This is a genomic window from Brasilonema sp. UFV-L1 (genome assembly GCF_012912105.1).
Taxonomy (GTDB): domain Bacteria; phylum Cyanobacteriota; class Cyanobacteriia; order Cyanobacteriales; family Nostocaceae; genus Brasilonema.
Genome location: NZ_QMEA01000105.1, coordinates 1 through 22828, shown reverse-complemented (window position 1 = coordinate 22828; position 22828 = coordinate 1). Strand labels below are relative to the sequence as shown.

The window sequence follows — 22828 nt, the reverse complement described above, 5'->3', positions numbered from 1 at the left end:
AGGTGGGGCAATGGGGAGGTGGAGAGGAAGATAGTTGTTGTTGGGTTAAGGGTGGTTCGTCGCCAGAAGCGAAAATTTCCAAAAGGTCGATTAAGTCTTGTTCTGTGGTGGTTTCGTCTAAGGATATACCTACAGTCGTTGTATCGAAAATACGTATGTTAATTTTACGTGCTTCACAAGCTTGTAAAATCTCATCTAAATTGCGTTCTCCTAAATTGACTCGCAGGGTGTCAAAGAAATATTCGGAACCGATGCTGTAGCCCAAACGTTTTAATCCTCTCGCCAACACCACAGTCATTTGGTGGATGTTCTCGGCAATTCTCTTTAACCCATCTGGACCGTGGTAGACAGCATACATACTTGCCATCACTGCCAACAACACCTGTGCTGTACAAATATTACTAGTCGCTTTTTCGCGGCGAATGTGCTGTTCACGGGTTTGCAAGGCAAGACGCAATGCAGTTTTACCCTGAGCATCTTTTGAGACACCAACTATTCGCCCTGGAACTTGCCGCTTATACTCTTCTTTTGTGGCAAAGTAAGCTGCATGAGGTCCCCCGTAGCCCAAGGGAATACCAAACCGCTGAGTGCTTCCTACAGCAATATCAGCGCCAAATTCACCAGGGGGTGTTAGCAAAGTCAGACTTAATGGATCTGCTGCTACCGTTACCAATGCTCCCTCAGCATGGGCTTTTTCTACAAAAGCGCGGTAGTCATAGATTGTACCATCAGTGGCGGGATATTGCAGAATTGCTCCAAAAATAGGCTCAGAAAAATCAAAAGTTTGATGATCACCGACAATAATATCAATTCCCAAAGGTTGAGCACGTGTTTGTAACACATCTATCGTTTGGGGATGACACTCACGCGAAACAAAATAGGTATTTGCTTTATTTTTACAAACACCATAGCTCATGCTCATCGCTTCTGCTGCTGCTGTGGCTTCATCCAGCAATGAAGCATTCGCAATTTCTAAACCTGTTAAGTCGATAATTAGAGTTTGGAAATTGAGCAGCGCTTCGAGTCGTCCTTGGGCAATTTCTGGCTGATAGGGAGTGTAAGCTGTATACCAACCAGGGTTTTCTAGGATATTGCGACCAATGACGGATGGAGTGATACAGTCGTAGTACCCCGTACCAATAAACGAGCGAAAAACTTGATTTTTGGAAGCTATTTCTTTTAACTGAGCCAGTGCTGCGTACTCACTTTGTGCTTCTGGTAACTCTAATGAATGAGATAACCGGATTGCCTGCGGTACTGCTTGGTCAATCACTTCATCAAGAGTACTATAACCTAACACCTCAAGCATTTGCTGGATGTCACTCGGTGATAGTCCAATATGCCGTTCTCGAAATGAACTTAACTTTTGGCTAGTTTCTCCCAACGTCTGCTGATGGTTTGATTTAGGACGAGGAACATTGATAACCACAAATTACTCTCCAGATGCAACTACTTCATATTTTGCAACAAGTATGTGTTGGGCGTTGAGTATAAATTGTCAATTTATCAAATGCTACAGGAGAAATAGACATAAACTCCAAGAATACCCGTCTTGCCAACCCGTTAACCAGGAAGGCTAGCTGTTTTTCCAAAGACAATGCGTCGCAGCCTGACTACTCCTTTCGGTATCCGTATGCCGCCCTTGCGTTCCCGTAGGATAGATTACCGTAAGGTCTGTTCTTGAGCATCTGTTGTATACTTCAGCTTAAAGACATCTCCTAGTACACCACCTTCTCCTAGCAATCTATTTTTTGCTGGAGAATCATAAACTGTCAGTAGTGAAGGTACCCCAGCTATATCATGAAATAAAGTTATTCCCTCAGCATGGTCATCTCTGTTTCCATATGGGATATCAAGCACATGCTTTGGATAATTGAGAACATTTTCTTGTAAATGAATGCCATTCTCCACACGATAAACTTGCACAGGACCATCTAAATCCATTGTCGGTCCTGCTAAAACCAACAAGTCGTCACCATCGAAAAGTAAATCCCGGATTCCTAAACCATTCAAGAAGACAAAATGCTTCTTATATCCCTTTTTATCATCTCCAATATTCTTCAGTTTTAATAGTCCTGGGCTAGAATTTCCTAACTCTATTTCGAGAATCATCGCCCAACCTCGTAATACAGGTCCACGCAAACCTAGAAAAACTCGGTTTTTAGAAACGGCTATGCCTTCTAGATCAAAACCATTATCCTTACCAGGAATTTCTGCTTTCACAAAAAAGCCCAAATGTGGATCATCTGCTAAAGCTTCCATGAGCAAGTTACCCTGTTTTGTGACCTCAAGTTTGGCAGCACTTAATTGTACATTAGGATTTTTTGGATGTTCGCATAATGCAAATAATTCACCATTTACCATTGGAATACGTCCGATGATATACCGATTGGGTTCTGATACAATTTTTGCTAGTCTTTTAATGTTTTTATCATCAGAAAATTGAGATTTCGGCTTTTTACGTTTATAGCTATGAGAACCAATTAACCACAGGTAATAGTCAGCATATGCCAAACCTTCAATATCAATTTCCTCTTCTTCTGGTGCAGGTAAACTGATAAACTCTGCTACGTGAAATTGTTTATGCTTTGCAAAGTTATTTGCATCTACATAAGATAGCCGTTCAATCGTTGAGGTTTCATCTGACCCCAACCATAAGTGCTTTTCAGGAGTTAGCAGAACTGCAGAAAGGTCATTACGATGCTCTTTAAATCCATCAGTAAAAGTCAGTAAAACTTGATTGAGTCGATATGAGTTTTGCATTTAACACCTCTAAAAAATATCAAGAAGGAATTTCATCTTAGCTAAGCAACTGTGAATACAGATTAGGTATTGTGTGCGACTAGCAATTTCTTCACACTAGCTTGAAAATATCAAATCCAAAATCGTATAAATTTTGCTCACAAATTTTTGAGAAAATTTAAATAGGTCAATATTGAAAAACAGAAACATCTAATAAAGTCTTTGCCAAGCAATTGCAAAGACTGCGGAAAGCCGCGCTCGTCGCACTCAAAGAATGCACTCGCTTTTTTATCTACGCTGCGTTTCGTATGCCCTCCGTGTACGCTATGCACTCCGCTACCGACGTTTTGCGTTCAATGGAGTTGAGCTACTTAGCTCATCAAAAAAATGACAAAATAAAAGATAGATGAACTTTTGAAAAAATGTTACCATTCAATAACCTCATTCAGTTAAGTACTCGGCTCTAAGGGGGTGTATCAAATACTATGACATTCGCGACCAAACAAGAAATCAAAACTCTAGGAAATTACGCTTACTCAGCAATTCAAAAACACAGTCAGAAAACCATCAAACTGGAAACACCAGTCAAGAAAGATAAAGATCCAGAAGCATTGCATCAAATGCGAGTGGGAATGCGTCGCCTACGCACAGCCGTAACAGGGTTTTCACCAGCTGTAGATTTGCAAAAACCGGCTAGTGATAAAAATATCGGTAAAATCGCGCGTACTTTGGGTAACCTCCGTGATTTAGACGTGCTAAAAGAGACTTTAGAAAAACTTGAACAATCACATTTACCTCGCAAAGAAAAGCACTCATTGCAAACAGCTTTGGATGCTTTGAGTAAACAACGTGAAGAGGCTTTAGTAGATGTCAAGTCAACATTCAAAGATGAACGTTACAAATCTCTAAAACACACATTGAAAGAGTGGTTAGAAGAACCATCCTATCAACCACTAGCATATATGCCAATTCAGCAGGTGCTACCAGATTTACTTTTGCCAGAGGTTAGTAAATTTTTGCTGCATCCGGGTTGGCTGATTGGGACGCAAGTGGAAGGACAAGTAGAAGAAGCTGAGGTTATTATACCTGGGAAGTGGGAAGCTCAGAGAGTAGAGCAAGAATTAGCAACAAATGGGGATACTCTTCACAGTTTACGCAAACAAGCCAAACGCCTGCGCTACCAAATGGAGTTATTTACTGACTTATACGGTCAGTCTTACACAGCTTGTCTTGCAGAAGTAAAAAGTATTCAAGAAATCTTGGGAGCAATACAAGATAGTGTAGTATTGACCCAGTGGCTTGCAGATGTTTTCAACTCAGAAATACGCTCTCAATTTCCAACTCTTGCTTCTTGGTTAGCCCAAAATCGTTGTAAACTATGGCAGCAATGGCAACCCTTACAGCGCCGGTATCTGAAAGCCCAGACAAGACATGGATTTCATTTGACAATGCTACACCCAGCGTAAACCCTCGCTGTGCTGCCTGCCTTCGCTGCGCTAACAAATTCAAAATTCAAAAGGAGGAATCTTTTTTTTGAATTTTGAATTCCCCAAAGAGGTATTAGAAAACTTCATTTATTTTGTAGTCATATCTAGTCATATATAGTATGTTCTTCATTTTCAATCATCATATCAATTAAGTCTCTTAGCCGTCCTTGCCAGTTAGGGATGGCTTTTAATTTGGCAATTTGTCCAGTACGTAACTTGATAGCTAATGGTTTTGGATCTAATGGACAAGTACCATTTGGTTTAAAACTGTACTCATTTCCTTTTTGAAATCCTTTTTTTCCGATTGACATAATCAATTTAATGCTGGTAAACTACCATTAGATTACAGAAAAATCCGAATCAGTGCAACAAGTAGAGAAACACAATTAAATCAAGTCATGAATGGTTTGCTTATTGCTCAGAAATGACTTGTGCATCTGGCAAGCTTTATAACACCGTACAATTTACACAACGACAAGGTTTTTTCTATGGTTGGGGTACGCAATCTCAAGCTAAGTTAGATGTAATGTTTAAATCAGATAGCAATTATGCTGCAATGCCTGCAAAGGTTGCTCAACTGGTTTTGAAACAAAACGCCGATGCATGGTCGGCATACTTCAAAGCAATAGATGCTTACAAATTAGAGCCGGAAAAGTTTACTGGTTATCCAAAGCCACCCAGTTATATTGACGATAAAAATGTTGTAAAGTTCAATTATCAGGCTGTTAGTAAAAAGGAATTTAAGAAAGGTTACATTGTTCCTTCAATGTCACCAATTAGAATACCAGTCAAGCCCGGTTTAAAATTTGATGACTTGTGTGAGGTAAGAATAGTACCCCTAAGCGGATGTTTTGTAATAGAAATTGTTTCCGAAATCCCGGATAAAAGTGAATTTTTCTGTAGTCGAAATCCAGAGTTAGCAGCTTCTATCGATATCGGATTAGACAATCTTGCAACGATTGTCTTTAGTGACCCTACCATACAACCAATAGCCGTAAACGGTAAACCTTTAAAATCAGCCAACCAGTTTTACAATAAGCAGCTAGCAAGATTTAGAGGTTTCTTACCTGATGGTAGAGGTACATCTAGACGGATTCAAAACATTGTTCGGAATCGCAATAATTTTGTTGATAGCTACTTACATCAATCAACAAAAATGATAGTTGATGAACTAGTAAAAAAAGGTGTACGGCTAGTAGCTATAGGTAAAAACTTACAGTGGAAAACATCTGTTAATATTGGCAAGAGGAATAACCAGGCATTTACTCAAATACCACACGCTAGATTTATTGAAATGTTAACTTATAAACTTGAGAAAGTTAATATCACCGTTAAGGTTGGTGAAGAATCTTACACTAGTAAGGCTTCGCTAATTGATTGGGACATCATCCCAACATTTGACCCTAACAACAAGAGCCACTCTCGTGCGGAGGTTCCCTCCGTTGAGAGAAGTGGCGTGATAAAAAATACTTTTTCTGGAAAGCGTGTCAAACGTGCGTGGTACGTTAGTAAAGATGGTTTTAGAATTCATGCTGATGTAAATGGTGCATTTAACATTGGCAGAAAAGTAATCCCAAACTCTTTTAATTGCTTGCAAGATATTGTAGTGAGGGATAGGGGATGTCTGGTAGTACATCCAAGGCGATTAACACCTGTGTTCTGCCCTAAAGGTAAAATAGGTGTTGCTTAAATCCGTGTGTAGTAGTTTGCCGCCCTTTGACTATGTAAAACGGAACTATGTGGTTAACAAAAGCAATTGGTCATGAGCTGGTTAAGCTTTTAACGATCGCATTTGCCATTGCCTCTGCATTATTATATGACTTCATATGTAGTGTTTATCATTCTGAATCCTTACGTTCGTGAGTTCCTTGTTTGGTCATGGTAGGAAAATAAGCGTGTCACAATAAGAAATAGAAAACCGATTAGTCAGCTTTTGATCTCAGGACATGAAACGTATCGTCTTAATTGCTGGTTTTGAATCATTCAACGCCGACTTGTATCGGAAGGCAGCTTTTTTGGCGACTTCTCGTGTCAGTGAGTTGGATGTTTGTGTGTTTAGCGATCGCGACATCACCACCAAACGGACTGAAATCGAAGCAGCACTTCAGAATGCTGATGTGTTTTTTGGCAGTTTAGTGTTTGACTATGATCAAGTGCTGTGGTTACGCGATCGCATATCCCATATCCCCATCCGCCTTGTATTTGAGTCAGCTTTAGAATTGATGAGTTTAACCAAGCTGGGCGCTTTCGCCATTGGCAATCAACCAAAAGGAATGCCCAAACCAGTTAAATTCATCCTTGACAAATTCAGCAACGGACGAGAAGAAGATAAACTCGCAGGTTATATTAGCTTTCTAAAAATAGGACCAAAACTATTGAAATATGTGCCAGTGCAAAAAGTGCAAGACTTACGCAACTGGCTGATTATCTATGGTTACTGGAATGCTGGTGGACCAGAAAACGTTGCAGCTTTATTCTGGACATTAGCAGAAAAATATTTAAGTCTTAAGGTAGGCGAAATTCCCCCACCAGTTGAAACCCCGAATATGGGGCTGTTGCATCCCGACTACCAGGGATTTTTTGAATCGCCACGCGAGTATCTGGAATGGTATCAGCAGGAAAGGAGGGGACAAGGGGACAAGGAGACAAGGGGAAAATTTTCCACCCAAAACCCAGTAGTAGGAATTCTCCTCTATCGCAAGCACGTTATTACTAAACAAACTTACATACCTCAACTCATCCGTCATTTTGAAGAAGCTGGTTTGATACCATTACCCATCTTTATTAACGGTGTAGAAGGTCATGTCGCGGTGCGAGATTGGATGACAACCGACTACGAAACCCAACAAAGACAACTAGGAAACGTAGAAATTGCCTCTCTTTCAAAAGAAGCAGTCAAGGTTGACGCCATTGTCTCAACGATTGGCTTTCCTCTTGTGGGTGGTCCTGCTGGTTCAATGGAAGCGGGACGTCAAGTTGATGTTGCAAAACGCATCCTCACTGCTAAAAATGTACCATACATTGTCGCCGCACCATTGCTGATTCAAGATATTTATTCTTGGACGCGCCAAGGTATTGGAGGATTGCAAAGTGTTGTTTTATATGCTTTACCAGAACTAGATGGGGCGATCGACACCGTTCCCCTTGGTGGCTTGGTGGGAGAAAAGATTTATTTGGTTCCCGAACGGGTGCAGCGATTAATTGGGAGAGTAAAAAACTGGGTTGCTTTACGGCAAAAACCTGTATCTGAACGCAAGATTGCAATTATTTTGTATGGGTTCCCCCCTGGTTATGGTGCTGTGGGAACAGCTGCATTATTAAATGTACCAAAAAGTTTACTAAAATTCCTCCATGCACTCAAAGACCAAGGTTACACCGTTGGGGATTTACCGGAAGATTCCGAAGAATTGATTCGCCTGGTGAAACAAGCAGATGAACTTTCAGGGGAAGATAAGCAAGATGAAGGAAATATTGCTCCCTCATCAGTTAATGTCCGCACCTTGGAAACATGGCTGGGATACCTCCGCACATCCCGCATTGAAAAACAATGGAAATCTCTGACAGGTACTGGAATTAAAACTTATGGCGATGAATTTCATATTGGTGGTGTTCAGGTTGGGAATGTTTGGATAGGTGTACAACCACCTTTGGGATTACAAGGTGATCCGATGCGGTTGATGTTTGAACGGGATTTAACTCCTCATCCGCAGTACGCTGCTTTTTACAAATGGCTGCAAAATGAATTTGACGCTGATGCTGTGGTTCACTTTGGAATGCACGGTACTGTAGAATGGTTGCCTGGTTCTCCTTTGGGGAATACAGGATATTCTTGGTCTGATATTCTGTTGGGAGATTTGCCTAATCTATATATATATGCCGCGAATAATCCTTCGGAATCGATTTTGGCGAAGCGTCGCGGTTATGGGGTGTTGATTTCTCACAATGTCCCGCCTTATGGGCGTGCGGGTTTGTATAAGGAGTTGGTGACGTTGCGGGATTTGATTGCGGAGTATCGAGAGGATCCGCAGAAGAATTATGTTCTTAAGGAAGCGATTTGTAAGAAGATTGTGGATACTGGTTTGGATGCTGATTGTCCGTTTGAGGATGCGAAGCGGTTGGGGATTGGGTTTACGCCTGAGAATATTCGCATGTTTAGTGGTCATGCTTTTGATGATTATCTCGTGAAGTTGTACGAGTATTTGCAGGTTTTAGAGAATCGGCTGTTTTCTTCTGGGTTGCATGTTTTGGGGGAAGTTCCAAGTGAGGAGGAGTTGGCGGGGTATTTGGAGGCTTATTTTGGAAACGAACCGCCAAGACGCCAAGAACGCCAAGAGGAAGAGGAGAGAATTAGAGAGTTGTTGGGACAAACTACTGATGAGTTGAGGAATTTGGTGCGGGGTTTGAATGGGGAGTATATTCCTCCTGCGCCTGGTGGGGATTTGTTGCGGGATGGTGTGGGTGTTTTGCCTACGGGGAGAAATATTCATGCTTTAGATCCTTATCGTATGCCTTCGCCTGCGGCGTTTGCACGAGGAAGGGAAATTGGTCAAAAGATTATTGCGCAGCATCTGCAAGAGAATGGGACGTATCCGGAGACTGTGGCGGTGATGTTATGGGGTTTGGATGCGATTAAAACTAAGGGGGAATCTCTTGGTATTCTTTTGGAGTTGGTTGGCGCGGAAGCTGTGAAGGAGGGAACGGGGCGAATTGTTCGTTATGAGTTGAAGCCTTTGGCTGAGGTGGGACATCCCCGAATTGATGTGTTGGCGAATTTGTCGGGGATTTTTCGGGATAGTTTTGTGAATGTTATTGAGTTGTTGGATGATTTGTTTGAACGGGCGGCTGAGGCTGATGAACCGGAGGATCAGAATTTTATTAGGAAACACGCTTTGGCTTTGAAGGCGCAAGGGCTGGAGAATGTTTCGGCGAGGTTGTTTTCTAATCCTGCGGGTGATTTTGGTTCTTTGGTGAATGATCGGGTGGTTGATAGTAATTGGGAATCTGGGGATGAGTTGGGGGATACTTGGCAAGGTCGCAATGTGTTTAGCTATGGTAGGCAAGATAAGGGTCAAGCTAGACCAGAAGTGTTGAAGAAGCTTTTGCAAACAAGCGATCGCATTGTCCAAGAAATTGACTCGGTGGAATACGGTTTGACTGATATTCAAGAATATTATGCCAATACTGGGGGGTTGAAGAAAGCGGCGGAGAAACAACGCGGGAAAAAAGTGACTACTAGTTTTGTGGAAAGTTTCTCGAAGGATACGACTCCCCGGAATTTGGATGATTTGTTACGGATGGAGTATCGCAGCAAGTTGCTGAATCCTAAATGGGCGGAGGCGATGGCGAATCAGGGTTCGGGTGGTGCTTATGAAATTTCTCAACGGATGACGGCGTTGATTGGTTGGGGCGGTACTGCGGATTTTACTGATAATTGGGTCTATGACCAAGCTGCTGATACTTACGCTTTAGATGCAGAGATGGCAGAGAAATTGCGGAAGGCGAATCCGGAAGCTTTCCGTAATCTTGTGGGGAGGATGTTGGAGGCGCATGGGCGTGGTTTTTGGGAGGCTGGTGAGGAGAAGTTGCAGAAGTTACGCGAGTTGTATGAGTTGGCAGATGAAGAATTGGAAGGGGTAATTGCTGAAAAAGCAAGTTACTAGTTATACTGGAGGAAGTGCGTAGCGCTACCTCACACTTGGTTGTGAAAAATTGCACGATTCCTCCAGATTGATGCACAAGCGCGATCAGCCAGAGGCTGATCGCATGTGTGTATTGCATAACTAGCAACGCCGGGTTAATGCGATTTCACTTTAAAGGTTGCTAGAAATGGATAGTAGGGGACATGGGCGTAGGTGAGTAAAGTAGTTTCACCAAAGTGATAGAATTATCTCCTCACACTGGGGCAAAAGCTCCTGGTGGGATTGGCACAAGCAGAGGGTTTGTCAAACAGGTTCCCTGTCTGTACCAGATGCCCTCAACCTCGAAAGCCTCAAATTCAGTTGTTAGAATTGCCCATGTTTGCTCGTTGAGCCTACCATAATAAGTCCAAGTGAATCGAGTTTCGTTGCGTAGTCGTCGTTCCAGTTCTGCCAAATCTCCAGGTAGCCAAAATCGGGTCATGACTCTTTGTGTGACAATCTCAGGAGATGTCTGTAACATATCAGACATTGGCTTATTTACAATGATTTGCTTGTGGTTATCTTGTCTGACTATACTAACCGGACGTTTATTGTCAGCAGCAGCCACCATCCGGCACAGTAATTCTATTGGTAAATGCACTTGAGAGCAAAAGACTGCACCCCCTACAGGCAAGAGACTACCACTCCCCCCTGCTGTAGACAGTTCTTGGGATGTCATCCACCCGTAAAACTCGATAGGTTGCTTACAGCCTCTCCATTCTATCCGCACCTTACCCTTGAGTTTAACTGCAGTTTCGCTTAAGGCAGACCCGTAGCTTTGAGCAAAATAAGTTGCATCTTGTTTTGTAGGAGCAAGGATAGAAACCCCTTCTTGAGAGAGTTTATAGCTCCAGCCCGGTTGGTTAAGGATTTTAAGAGCACTCACACTCATCTGTTACACCATCGGATTCGTTATGTAAGCAAAGAAAAGTTTGTTGCCAAATTTTTTTTTGTTCTTCCTCTGGGATGCCCAAAGTAGAAGTGATGATGGCAAAGTCTCCTGGTGTGGGCAGTACTTCCTCTTTGGCAAGGGCTTGCAAATTTTTGACACCAGAGTGCCTCAGCTTTGTCATGTTAACTTGAACCAATTCAGCGATGTTTATCGGAGGACTTGGTTGTTGAGATTGTGAGGAATTACAAGCTGTTCTTTTGGCTAGCCACTCTAGGAGCATCTCTTCTAATACGTCGCTTTGGGATACCCCTTCACGAGCACAGATACTTTTGAACTCCCGCGCCAACTCTACCGGAACGTAGCCGCTAACTTGCTTGTAATCAGCAGAACGCCTTTTGTCGGTCATTGTGTTGATTGTCTATATTACGTTTGTCTTTAATTATTATGTTTGTCTTTATTCTCTCTCAATCACACCCAAATAATTAGCCATGATTTCATGCCAATTACATAGTTGACATACAAAAATGACAAGCGCTATTATAGTCACAATGGCATAATAGTTTATTTAGCTTAGGGCTATAAACCAAGTAAGAAAGGCAGATGACCCTAGGCATAATATCCTGGTAAAGAAAAGTAGATGAACCTGACAGCTAGCTACTCACGTTGATAACTAGCTTGTTTGTTGAGTTGCCTAAAAAGATGGGCAAAAAAAGCCCATCCAAATATTAGTATATACATTAAGTTGCTTAGCCGATTCGTTAATAATTGAGATGGGAAGAAAAATCAGTCTTTAGGTAGAAAAACTTCTCTAATCAATTTGCATGAGTTAATGACAACAAACAAAGGTGTTCAGATAGCGACTAGTCAGCCAGTGAGCTTTACTTGGCGGCATACTCAACGAGCAACCACACCTCTTGCAAAAGTCCCTGAGGGGTAATGTAGAGATTTGTAACAGGCAATTGGGTAGAGCGCAGACGCCAAAAGCTTATATCTTACAGATACACAGGCGATAAGCCGGAGGCTGATTGCATGTGTGTATCGCATAACTAGCAACGCCGGGTTAACTATACTTTACAATTATCTTCTTCTCTGCTTGCCTCTACTACAATAAAGTGTAACTTTATATTAAAAAATAGCTACAAACATTGCCAGTAAACTACATAATTTCCTCACTTTCTTTTACTATAGATAATTGCAACAGCACAGATATAAGCTGTTACGCATTTAATTTGCAAATCCTTTTACAAGGGTCGTTCTTTAGGCATTTGTTATATAAAAGCAGGTTTCTAAATCTGTCCATATCTATTTGGAATGACAAAAGACAAACGACTCATGACTCATGGCAGTCTCAACGAAAAATCTGCAAGTTATACGGTTAACAGCTTAACAATGATTTAGCAACTAACTTTTAATTCATAACGATTCTGAAAGTGTAAAAAATGAGTGTGAGTGTTTTGAGACTAATAAATCAACCAGGTTGGAACTGTAAACTGTCCCAAGATGGAATTTCTATTCTTACTCCTACAAAACAAGAAGCCATCCATCTTGCCCAAAACTATGGATATACTTTAAGCGAAACCGCTGCAAAAATTAAAGGGAAGGTGCGGATAGGGTGGAAACGCTGCAAGCAACCTATCGAGTTTTACGGGTGGATGGCATCTCAAAAACCGTCTACACCCATTGAAAATACTGATCGCTTCTTGCCCGTGGGGGGTGTAGTCTTTTGCAGTCAGTTGCAGTTACCAGTAGAATTGTTGCGCCGGATGGTAGCAGCTGCTGACAATGAACGTCCGGTTAGTATAATCAGACAAGATAACCACAAACAAATTATTGTAAATAAGCCGATGTCTGATATGTTACAGACATCTCCTGAGATTGCCACACAAAGGGTCATGACCCGATTTTGGTTACCTGAAGATTTGGCAGAACTGGAACGACGACTACGCAACGAAAGCCGATTTACTTGGACTTACTCTGGCGGACTCAACGAGCAAACATGGGCAATTCTAACAACCGAATTTGAGGCTTTCGAGGTTGAGGGCATCTGGTACAGACAAGGAACTTGCTTGACAGCCCCTCAGCTTGTGCCAATCCCGCCAAGAGCTTTTGCTGCATGACTCCTAAGCGGGAATATACCTCCAACTCAGAGGAGTTTTACGTATTGATAAACTTTGTACAGAAGTGAGATTACAAGCTGGAGATATTTGCTTGCCAATCCTCTTTAGTTAAAACACTTGGGGCAATGAAGTAGATAAGTTTAAGCTTGAATCCTCATAAAAATCTCAGAATTAAGGAGAAAAATAAAATTTCGATCATCCAAGTTTGAACGTTCCCAAAACTTTACTGCTTTAGCTTTTGAGAGCGTTTTTCTTGTCGCCGTTTCTCGTGCTGTTTTTTTCTATGTCCCCTGCCTTTTCGCAGGGGCTTTTGCTTGCCCATCCCCTTTTATGATGACTATCAAAAAACATTGCCGTAACAAGGAAATACCCCGTCCTTAAGGACGGGGTTTAGTCCCTATAATTGCCGTTGTAATAATTCTTGCATTGCTCATTTCTCTTTGGCAGTCTTCTTGACGAAGGATACGGACGGCGTCTGTGCTCCCTTGCAATCGCTCTCAATTAAATCGTCGATGCTAGCATAGATATTTGTTGTTTTATTGAACAGATACCTTTCCTCATTTATATCTGAAGGTAATTCTCTTATGAAAGACTATTCATCTATCTCAAGCCACCAATCAGTAACTTCAATGTCAACAAATTTTTTTTCAGAAGTCATCACTACATATATTGTTGTTTGAACAATGTATTCTGTCGTGTTGTTTAACAAAAATGTCATGTGATTTAACTACCTTGTCAACAAGATATTTTGCTAATAAGAATGATATTTTTCTAACTTCTTATAAAAAATGACTCATTAAGTTTTCATGGATGAAATTTTTTATGGTTTGATTAACTTATGTTTAATATTTATTTTTTTTCTGCTTTTTTCTCTTTTGAAGATATAATCTATATAATGTTTCAACCAGAAATGGGATATCAAGCTAAAAACGCAATATCTGTCTAATTTTTTCACCAGGCCATATCGCCAGACAAAGCTGTTTAGTGTATGTGTAACTTGCAATGGAACATATTGAGAGGAGATTATTGCTTGTAGTTAGCAAAAATCACTCCAAAAAGAGGTTGACTTAAATAACGCTTACGCGTTAAATTCTTAACAAATCTACATCGGTCTGCCTAATCCACAAATTACCCCAAACATTTTGTTACATCGGGGGTAAACCTGGAACGGAGGAACCAAGTTTGGGGCTTATCTTATAGAAGAGCAAAAGATGAAGAATGAAGAATGAAAAAAGACAAAATTACTCCGGTTCTTTCTTCTGTCTTTTTTTTTCTTTCTTTTGTTCTGCGAGAAGGACATCTCTCAGTCCTAGCCCGTCAGCTAACTTCGTCGGCATTGAGAGGAGACTGAACGAGCCGCATTCTACTTTGTAATGCATTGTTCTCGTCAGTGTCCTTGGCTGGTATCTGTGCGCTTCGTTGTACCTGTCCTTGACTATGAGAAAAGAACTTTATTACCTTTTCTTCCGGTCTGTGAGGCAGGATAAATTGCCATATGATGGTGAAGTTCAACTATGTTACCGACCAAAAAACATCGCATAGCTCTGATTTCTGTTGATGGAGACCCTGCTGCAGAAATCGGACAGGAAGAGGCTGGGGGACAGAATGTCTATGTGCGTCAAGTAGGTTGTGCGCTTGCTGCGCAAGGTTGGCAGGTGGATATGTTCACTCGCCAAAATCACCCTGATCAGGCTGCCATTGTGCAACATGAACCACTCTGTCGTACAATCCGGTTGAAGACTGGACCTGCTGAGTTTATAGGGCGAGATGACTTATTCCACCATCTGCCAGAATTCATTGCAGAGTTTCAGGCATTTCAACAAGAGCAAGGATTTCACTACCCTTTAATTCATACTAACTATTGGTTATCCTCTTGGGTGGGTTTGGAACTGAAAAAACAACAACCGTTAATTCAGTTGCATACTTATCACTCTTTAGGAGTTGTCAAGTACAACACTATTTCTGATATCCCAGCAATTGCAAGCAGGCGAATAGCCATTGAAAAAGCCTGTCTAGAAACTGTGGATCGAGTTGTTGCAACTAGTCCTCAAGAACAGGAACATATGCGAAAATTCGTTTCCACTAAAGGACAAATCGAAGTCATTCCTTGTGGGACTGATGTCGATAAGTTTGGGTTTATTCAAAGGTCTGCAGCACGGCAAAAGTTAGGAATTGCACCTGATGTTAAGATGGTTGTCTACGTCGGTCGCTTTGATCAGCGTAAAGGGATCGAGACACTTGTGCGAGCCATCGCAAAATCTAGTTTGCGGGATCAAGCTAACCTACAACTCGTCATTGGAGGTGGCTATCGTCCTGGTCATAGCGATGGGATTGAGCGCGATCGCATCGCAAGTATCGTTGCTGAACTCGGATTGGAAGATTGTACAACCTTTCCAGGTCGCCTAGATGATACTGTTCTTCCCTCCTACTATGCAGCTGCAGATGTGTGTGTTGTACCAAGTCATTACGAACCTTTTGGTTTAGTTGCAATTGAAGCAATGGCGAGTCGGACTCCTGTCGTAGCTAGTGATGTCGGGGGATTGCGGTTTACAGTCGTACCTGAAGTGACTGGGTTACTCGTTCCCCCTAAAGATGAAGTCGCTTTTGCTGCTGCTATTGACCGCATTTTGCTCAACCCAGCTTGGCGGGATCAACTCGGTGAAGCTGGTCGGCAACGAGTAGAAATTGCCTTTAGTTGGCATGGTGTGGCATCCCGCTTGACTCAGCTCTACACGCATCTACTGGCTTCAAGTATGACCTCAATAGAGGCCAAACCTCAAGTTGCAGCTTAATTTCTACAACTTTAATAGTGTTGAAGAGCTTTTCGCCTTCTTTGTATCTTCTAAGCCTTGGCGACTAGTATTACTAAGACCGAAGATGGAAAATACTCCGGATTAAGCACTTAAAACACAGCACTAATAAAGAGAAGAATTAAACAGAGCAACTCTGATTGATGGCTGCACCAAATAGCAGCAAACCTGTACAAACAGTAAAAAACAGACCACTAAACTTTTCACATCAGGGAGTTATTGATATGCTGAACATTGGAGATTACGCACAGCATCAAATCACAGGACAAATAGGTCAAGTTATCGGTTATGGACATCAAATACTGCATGGAGTCTATTTAACCACCCTAAAAGTACGAGCAATTAACGGTCAGATCGTTAATAATCAGAGTAGATTTATTGAAGACGTCTACTCTGCATGGGTATTAGCAGAGTTCACAGAAAGCAGCGTGGCACTGCAAGCTTGATAAGTTTAGAGACATCAGTCTCGTGAATGTCGCAAGGGGAATCATCGTAGATTAAAGGGTTTGAGACCCCTTCGTCTATACGAAGTCCCAGTTTCAGTCGGGGTTTAAATCTCCGTCTGAAACTGTCTTTAATTTTGAATTTTGAATTTTGAATTTTGAATTTTGAATTGTTAACAGGCTTTCCCCTTGCTATTTGATATACCCGAATTCGTTTTTAGAAACCTTACCAGAGAAAGACGATTATTTGTCTCCAATATTTATAGGATTGGTGTAACTTATTTCTCTGTGGGGTAAATCAACATGCAACTGAATATTGTGTTATTTTGGGTAACGTTATCTTTCGTGGTTGTAGGAGCAATCGCGCTTCTTCTCCAACCTATTATCGATGTTCACTAAATAGAGTTGGCTTATTCACTCAATAGGTTAAGAATCTGCTGCGTAGCACGTTGACCACTGCGGATCGCACCCTCCATGTAACCGCGATACATCAGAGGAGCAGTATGCTCACCAGCAAAGAAAATCCGACCAGCAGGCAGGGTGAGGTATGGCTCAAAGCGATGCAAGTCTCCTGGCCTAAAGTAGCAGTAGGCACCTCGTGCCCACTCATCAGCGTTCCAGTCATGTGAACTAGAAAGAATAATCTCGGGTGCATCAGGGTATATGGTATGCACTGCTGCAAGCGCTAAGTCACTTGCTTGCTCACACAGCTTTAAACTTCGAGTACCCCCACTAAAACACGAAAGAATTCTTTCTGTCCCCATCTGAGCAAAGGTCGGCTCCCAAATAGCTTGGTACTCGCCCTCAAGTAATACAATTCCAAAGTTGGACTTTGACCAAAAACGATGTGGGTATTGCAATAGCGTCTTAACAACTCCTCCGTAAAGTAGGCTAGAGATAGCCTCTCGCTGTGCGTTAATGAGCGGTGCTTCTATTGGAATGTCACGCAGCACACTCCAGGGAAGCGTCACTATCACGCTGTCAGTCATAACCTCAACTAAACCACTTGCTGTCTCAACACTGACACTCACAGTCTCATCTGTCTGCTGGATGCGACGCACGGGAGTACTAGTATGAACTCGCTCCCCCAGATGTTTAGCAAAAGCATCTACTAAACGTGAAACACCTCCACGAACTCTCATATTACCGCCTCCGTTGCCCAAACCCGCAACATAAGCAAAGAAGCCTACACCAATCAACTCTGAATCAGTGGCAAATAGTGCAGAAGCCAACCAACGTGCAATTCGACGGGCAAAAGGTTCAATTGGTTCTACATTCAACCACTCATCTAAGGTCTGTTGAGGGTCTTTTTGCTCTTCAAGCAGGCTTTGGAGTTTTGCGTAGAGATTATCCAAAGCACTAGTTTGTTCTTGTGTCAGGGACATACGATTATGAAGCATTCCGTCGATGAACCAGTAAAGGTCATCAGGAAATTTAGAGGCTGAATCTAATTCAATACCTAATTCAGTTGCATAAGTTATGAGAGCAGTGTGGTTATCGTCCACCAACTCAGCACCTAACTCGCCATATTGTCCTGCATGAAGTTGAACGGTATGAACTCGACCGCCCACACGTGTACGCGCTTCAAAAACTTGGACATCTATGCCTGCACGTACCAATTCATAAGCTGCACTCAGACCTGCAAGTCCTGCACCAATGACAATGGTTTGATGTGGCATTGTTTAACTCTCCAGAAATATTAATTCTAACTTGTAAGAATTAATCTGTTTTCTAATAGCTACTCCCTTCCGTGCTCTAAGATTACCTGTAATGATTTACTCCTCAGCAATGAGTGTGTAGCTGAATCTTTTTAATCAATTAGCCTACCAGGTACAAAGCACTGCTGTGGTTAGGTTTAGTGTGAACATAGCGGCTAATACTGACTCTAGAACCTGTAGCGCTAAAAACTTCTCACTCCGTGGCGATAGCTAGCCCCTTAGGGGGCCGGAGCTAACGCTGCTGCGCTTTGCGCAGATCGCCCAATGGCTTTTTAGTGTTGCGACTTACAAATACAGCAGCATTGAGACTTAAAAATAGGTTTTCATATGAAGCTTTGAAAACTGTCATACAGACCAGAAATCTCTGGAACTTTGCAGGAACTATCAGCTGTCTTATACCCAGAATCACTTGAAACATAACAGGGGTTAAACAATGTTTATTAATCTGGCTTTGATTGCTTTCGTAGTTCTTTCTGCACCAATTATCTGTCGTACAACAGAAGTCAAAAACACTAGAAAAACTAAATGAGTCAAACTCAATTATATTTAGATTGTTTATATAAGACCAAGTAAAACTTATAGGCAACTTGGTAAAAAAGTAAATCTATGAAAATACAGGCTAAGATCTGCAAATAGCAGATTTTAGCCCTACTAGAAAACTTAAGCAGCAACAGGTTCCAACAACTGAATGTTAGAAAAGATAATTTCCTGAATGGATGGTTGTTCTGCTGTCTCGGTACGAATTTCTCGGCGATTTAAGATAAAGTAATCACCAACCTTTTCGTACTCATCTGTAAACTCGCTTCTTCCGCCTTTTTGTTCACCCGTTTTCGGATCGTGGTAAACAGAGTCATATTGATGAGACAGGTAGCCTTCTCCTGTATCATGACTGCTAAAGGTATTAATCGTTACAACAACGCCGTGGATATGACGGTGGACGAGACACACCTCATTGTTGCGGACTTTATAGCGATCGCCCTCAGACTTACCGCCTAGCAAAATTTCAACAGCACCAGTTTCATCAGTCGCACCATAGCGAAATGTATTCTCACCGTGAGTTTGTTCAAAGGAGCGACGAATGCGGTGAATGGCGATTTCCCAGGCTTGATTATTAATCACCTGCTTGGCTTGTTCATCCTCTACCTCAAAAACATCGGCTTTGAGATTCGCGTTGATACGAATTTTACCTGTAAACACCTGCTCATCTTGCTTGTAGGTGACATCTGCAGTGTAACCAGGGAAGTTGTGATCCCAAGTGTAGCGGTTTTCGTAAGCAGCACGAAAAAGTTCTTGAGCAGAAACTTGTGTTACTGTCATTGTTTCTCCTATTGTCACCTGTTATATTAGCTTTGTACCTTGGCTGCTATTAGCATAGAAGTAATTATAAAGTTTCGCATAGACCCCAAGTGGGTACACCTATGGTTAAGTCTCTTCAAACTGTATTTCATGAAATAGCTTCTGTGAGCAATGAGCAAGAGTTACGACTAGCTCTAATAAATACAGTGGCGGAGTATTTTGGCGTGCAACATTGGGGGATCCATTTGTTAGATGAGCCGTTCCTGACAGAGATGGATGTTCAGGATGTTCCTGGTGTGTGTATGGAAAGCAACCCAGTTGGGCGCTACGTCGTTGAACGTCATGCTCCTGTTCACGAACAGTTGGTGTTACCAACAGGAGACTGGAAACATTTTTGCTCACGCCATGACCATGAACACGTCATGAGTGGACCAATTGTCTGTGATGGTCGTCTTGTGGGGACGCTTAACCTCGCCCGTGCGAGTGGAACTCCCGCTTTTAACGTCAATGATCTCGCTGACATGAGTGCTCTGTGTCTTCATATTTCAGCAAAACTTGCAACCCTACGCACAAAACCAAAAACATCTCTCTCTCCCTTAGCAAGTCGTCTGACTCCCCGTGAGTTAGAAATTGCTGAGTTGGTAGCGCGGGGGTTAACCAATGCGGAAATTGGTGAAAAATTATGGATTACACAAAATTCTGTCAAGCAAGCGCTCAAACGGATGTTCCGTAAGCTAGAAGTCTCAGCGCGTGCTGAGATGGTCGCCAGACTACAGGATATGGGATCAGTTATTAGTTAATAATTAGACTTGTTGTAAACTAGATTTTTTTGGTGGGAAGAATTCAGAATTCAAGAGACAGAACTTTCTGAGTGCTGACTCCTGACTTCTGACTCCTCTTGTTACGATTCGCGTCCGGAAGCCCAAGTATCACGCCATTTAACGGTACCTTCTTTTGCAATCACCCAGCGACGATTCATGAGATTTTCTCGCAGGGGCGATCGCCCTTCCCGCAACATAGCATATTTATAACTAATCAATTTCCCAGCACTTTCGTTAAAGGGAATCTCGGCAAACCATGTGTTGGTATTAATGTATTCCAGAGGATATGCCTTGCCAATGTCCCAGTTCCCCAGCTCCGGACAGTCTCCAATCACGACAATGGTTTCACCTAGTTGAGTTTCTACACCATTGAGTTGGACTCGCACAATGGTTTCTCCTTTCACCCGTTCTCCAACACGGCTTAAGACGATAACGCCTCGCTCTTCAAGTTGCAAGTCATAAATTTTACCGTCTTTCACTTCATACTTATTACGAGTCATCACACAGGTATGTTCCCCATCTGGTAGTTCTGTCTCAACTTCTGGTACAGTGACTGCTCCTCCTCTGTTGAGTGCTACAAAGCACAAAGAGTCCCGATAGCGACGTACGTAGCAGTAAACATCGGGTGTAATGTATTTTTGCCATTGGCTACCCATCGACACCGCTGGATTGAGTCGCCGTAAGCCAGAAAGTAGTCTGGTGTAACGATAAATTTCAGTCTCCGTATCCCAATTTTCCATCATTGGACGGTTGTAGGGGTCATTTCCACCATTAGTGTCATCGTGGAGATATTGTTCTGTACCGTAATAGATGCAAGGAATACCACGAGAAGTCATAATCAGAACAACTGCCACCATGAGCATCGCTGGATCAGAGTTCAGCGATTGGAAACGGGGCATATCGTGATTATCAATGAATGTAATTAATTCTGTCGCCCCGTTGTAGCGATGATCTTGATCAAGAATGTCTTGAATGAGATGAAAACCACCATTCGCACCTTGTGCTAGAGCTCCCCTAATTGCGACACATAGCCCAAAGTCTAAAATCGTCATCCCAGAGTGATTGGCAAATTCTACAGAGCGATCATCAGAGGGATGGTTGAAGATCCATTCACCAAAAATAAACACATCTGGTTTGTGATTATACATATCACCGTTAAATTCTTGCCAAAACCAGATGGGCATATGTTTAACAGTATCTACCCGCAGTGCATCCACACCACGATCTAGCCACTGCTTAATTGCTGATTTGATATAGTTACGATATTCAGTATTATTTTCGTTAAAAGTTGCAAGACCTGCAAGTTCACAATTTTGCACTTGCCATTCGTTTTCCCAGTCTTGGACTTCACCATAGTGGTGATACCAGTGATTCACATCATCGTTAAAGTCAGCAATTTTGACTCCATCATCGTATAATTCACCCTTAGTACCACTGATATCAGGTGAGCTGTGGTTGCAGACAATATCGAGCACCAGCTTCATCTTACGCTTGTGCAGTTCATCAATTAACCTATCAAATGTTGTATCTCTTGTTTCCTGAGTTTTGTTTAAAGAAGGCTCTTCTCCTGTTGCAATAAAGCGAGGATTAATCCGCTTAAAGTCTTTTGTCCAATAGCCATGCATCGCTGCATTGCCAACAAACAAATCTTCAATTTGCTCAAACAAAGGAGTTAACCAAATTGCAGTCACTCCCATATTTTTGAGATAATCTAACTTATCGATGACCCCCTGCAAGTCACCACCCCAATACTTACCCCAATCTTGTCTTGTTGGATCATACAGTTCTGCATTTTCACCTTCGCTGTTTTCTGGATCGCCATCATAAAAGCGATCCACCACAAGAAAGTAAATCGTTTCCTGACGAAATTCAATATCTCTGGTGTAAAGGAACTCTAGATCAATTTCTGTCTCTGATGGTGGTGTTTCTATAATGGCTGAGACTTCTGCTTCTGCATCTTCTACCTTGTATTGATCTTCTGAAAACAGCGATGGAGGGGTGTTTACCATATGAGGGTTACAAATTTTATAGAAGTAATGTTTGTAGACACATGAATAATATACTTCTAAGAGGATGTGTAACTACAAACGAAGGTATTATCTAGTCTTTCTTTAGAAAGAGGTATCTATCTCTGGCTAGTTTTTGAAAATACCTATAATAATATCTCTTTAGATAGATGATAATATTTATCCTAATACTTGTTGCGTTCTTAGCAAACCTGATATTTCACCTGGAAATATCCTTGACAGGTTAAAGTAGAATCAATCTTGGTCTTTTGACACAAGGTTTCCACACTCAAGGGAATTTTTAGATGAACCTAGAGCAAGCAGTCCTACAAAAGTTGCGGGAATTGCCACCAGAAAAGCAACAAGAAGTCTTGAATTTTGCTACTTTTTTACAACAGCAAGTAACTCATAAGCGCCCACTTCGCAGTGTCAAAGGGTTATGCGCTGACTTAAAAGTAGACATTACTGAGGAAGATATTGCCCAAGCACGAAAAGAAATGTGGGGGAATTTTCCTAGGGAGATAATGTGTACACCACGGTAGCGGAACCTCACCCTGCCCTAACGGGCATCCCTCTCCTTAATAAGGAGAGGGAAAGATTTTAGCGAAGCTAAAAGCGAGGGTGAGGTTATACGTATGAATGCAACGCGCGTATCACCCGGAATTCACACCTAGCAAGCTGTATGTAATTATAAAATTATTAAGTTATTAAACACAATTTCCTGCAACTGCGCCAACTATGGCAATCAGACGGTTGTTAAAACGTGAACTACCACACACTGCCCTAACGGGTCAGTGTGGGCTTCTCAAATCCCCGTA

General features: G+C 42.0%; 16 protein-coding genes and 1 riboswitch. Of the genes, 8 read left to right on the top strand and 8 right to left on the bottom strand.

What is annotated here, in order from left to right; translation table 11 throughout:
• On the bottom strand, positions 1 to 1429 hold a 1429-nt coding region (gcvPA, locus tag DP117_RS24785; RefSeq protein ID WP_169220895.1), incomplete at its 3' end, for an aminomethyl-transferring glycine dehydrogenase subunit GcvPA.
• A 233-nt stretch (positions 1430 to 1662) separates the two neighbouring features.
• Positions 1663 to 2763 carry a DUF3616 domain-containing protein gene (locus DP117_RS24780; protein WP_169220894.1) on the bottom strand — a complete coding sequence of 367 codons (1101 nt, stop codon included), beginning with the start codon at positions 2761 to 2763 and terminating at the stop codon, positions 1663 to 1665.
• 464 nt (positions 2764 to 3227) lie between these two features.
• On the opposite strand from DP117_RS24780, the gene DP117_RS24775 reads away from it, so the two are divergent.
• Entirely contained in the window at positions 3228 to 4208 is a 981-nt protein-coding gene (locus DP117_RS24775; protein WP_169220893.1) for a CHAD domain-containing protein, read from the top strand.
• A 125-nt stretch (positions 4209 to 4333) separates the two neighbouring features.
• Here the strand turns inward: DP117_RS24775 and DP117_RS24770 are convergent, their stop codons facing one another.
• Entirely contained in the window at positions 4334 to 4540 is a 207-nt protein-coding gene (locus DP117_RS24770; protein WP_211176322.1) for a hypothetical protein, read from the bottom strand.
• A 74-nt stretch (positions 4541 to 4614) separates the two neighbouring features.
• Here DP117_RS24770 and DP117_RS24765 point away from each other — a divergent pair, with 74 nt between their 5' ends.
• On the top strand, positions 4615 to 5919 hold the full coding sequence (locus DP117_RS24765) for an RNA-guided endonuclease TnpB family protein (protein WP_169220896.1): 1305 nt from the start codon (positions 4615 to 4617) through the stop codon (positions 5917 to 5919).
• A gap of 256 nt (positions 5920 to 6175) precedes the next feature.
• Positions 6176 to 9889 carry a magnesium chelatase subunit H gene (gene bchH / locus DP117_RS24760; protein ID WP_169220892.1) on the top strand — a complete coding sequence of 1238 codons (3714 nt, stop codon included), beginning with the start codon at positions 6176 to 6178 and terminating at the stop codon, positions 9887 to 9889.
• 232 nt (positions 9890 to 10121) lie between these two features.
• Here the strand turns inward: bchH and DP117_RS24755 are convergent, their stop codons facing one another.
• Both DP117_RS24755 and DP117_RS24750 read right to left on the bottom strand, forming a co-directional pair.
• Complete coding sequence (locus DP117_RS24755; protein WP_169220891.1) at positions 10122 to 10799, bottom strand: PAS domain-containing protein; 678 nt, start codon at positions 10797 to 10799, stop codon at positions 10122 to 10124.
• Positions 10780 to 11205 (bottom strand): ribbon-helix-helix domain-containing protein, encoded by a 426-nt coding sequence (locus tag DP117_RS24750; protein WP_169220890.1) that lies wholly within the window; start codon positions 11203 to 11205, stop codon positions 10780 to 10782. Before DP117_RS24750 ends, DP117_RS24755 begins: the two co-directional genes overlap by 20 nt.
• 1033 nt (positions 11206 to 12238) lie before the next feature.
• Here DP117_RS24750 and DP117_RS24745 point away from each other — a divergent pair.
• From DP117_RS24745 to DP117_RS24735, 3 genes are all read left to right on the top strand, one after another.
• Complete coding sequence (locus tag DP117_RS24745; protein ID WP_169220889.1) at positions 12239 to 12916, top strand: PAS domain-containing protein; 678 nt, start codon at positions 12239 to 12241, stop codon at positions 12914 to 12916.
• 1103 nt (positions 12917 to 14019) lie between these two features.
• Positions 14020 to 14267, top strand: a riboswitch (cyclic di-AMP (ydaO/yuaA leader).
• 163 nt (positions 14268 to 14430) lie between these two features.
• The gene (locus DP117_RS24740) at positions 14431 to 15708 is read left to right on the top strand and encodes a glycosyltransferase (protein WP_169220888.1); all 1278 of its coding nucleotides are present in this window, start codon (positions 14431 to 14433) and stop codon (positions 15706 to 15708) included.
• Positions 15709 to 15950: 242 nt separating this feature from the next.
• Entirely contained in the window at positions 15951 to 16172 is a 222-nt protein-coding gene (locus DP117_RS24735; protein ID WP_169220887.1) for a hypothetical protein, read from the top strand.
• A 407-nt stretch (positions 16173 to 16579) separates the two neighbouring features.
• Here DP117_RS24735 and DP117_RS24730 read toward each other — a convergent pair whose 3' ends face one another.
• Entirely contained in the window at positions 16580 to 17848 is a 1269-nt protein-coding gene (locus DP117_RS24730; RefSeq protein WP_169220886.1) for an NAD(P)/FAD-dependent oxidoreductase, read from the bottom strand.
• A 699-nt stretch (positions 17849 to 18547) separates the two neighbouring features.
• The gene (locus tag DP117_RS24725) at positions 18548 to 19204 is read right to left on the bottom strand and encodes a DUF3386 domain-containing protein (RefSeq protein WP_169220885.1); all 657 of its coding nucleotides are present in this window, start codon (positions 19202 to 19204) and stop codon (positions 18548 to 18550) included.
• A 101-nt stretch (positions 19205 to 19305) separates the two neighbouring features.
• On the opposite strand from DP117_RS24725, the gene DP117_RS24720 reads away from it, so the two are divergent.
• Complete coding sequence (locus DP117_RS24720; RefSeq protein WP_169220884.1) at positions 19306 to 19983, top strand: LuxR C-terminal-related transcriptional regulator; 678 nt, start codon at positions 19306 to 19308, stop codon at positions 19981 to 19983.
• A gap of 101 nt (positions 19984 to 20084) precedes the next feature.
• Here the strand turns inward: DP117_RS24720 and DP117_RS24715 are convergent, their stop codons facing one another.
• A complete protein-coding gene (locus tag DP117_RS24715; protein ID WP_169220883.1) occupies positions 20085 to 22013 on the bottom strand; it encodes an alpha-amylase family glycosyl hydrolase in 1929 nt (642 codons plus the stop codon).
• Between the two features lie 302 nt (positions 22014 to 22315).
• On the opposite strand from DP117_RS24715, the gene DP117_RS24710 reads away from it, so the two are divergent.
• Positions 22316 to 22552, top strand: coding sequence for a DUF2281 domain-containing protein (locus DP117_RS24710; RefSeq protein ID WP_169220882.1), 237 nt, complete (start codon positions 22316 to 22318; stop codon positions 22550 to 22552).
• The last annotated feature ends 276 nt before the right edge of the window (positions 22553 to 22828 follow it).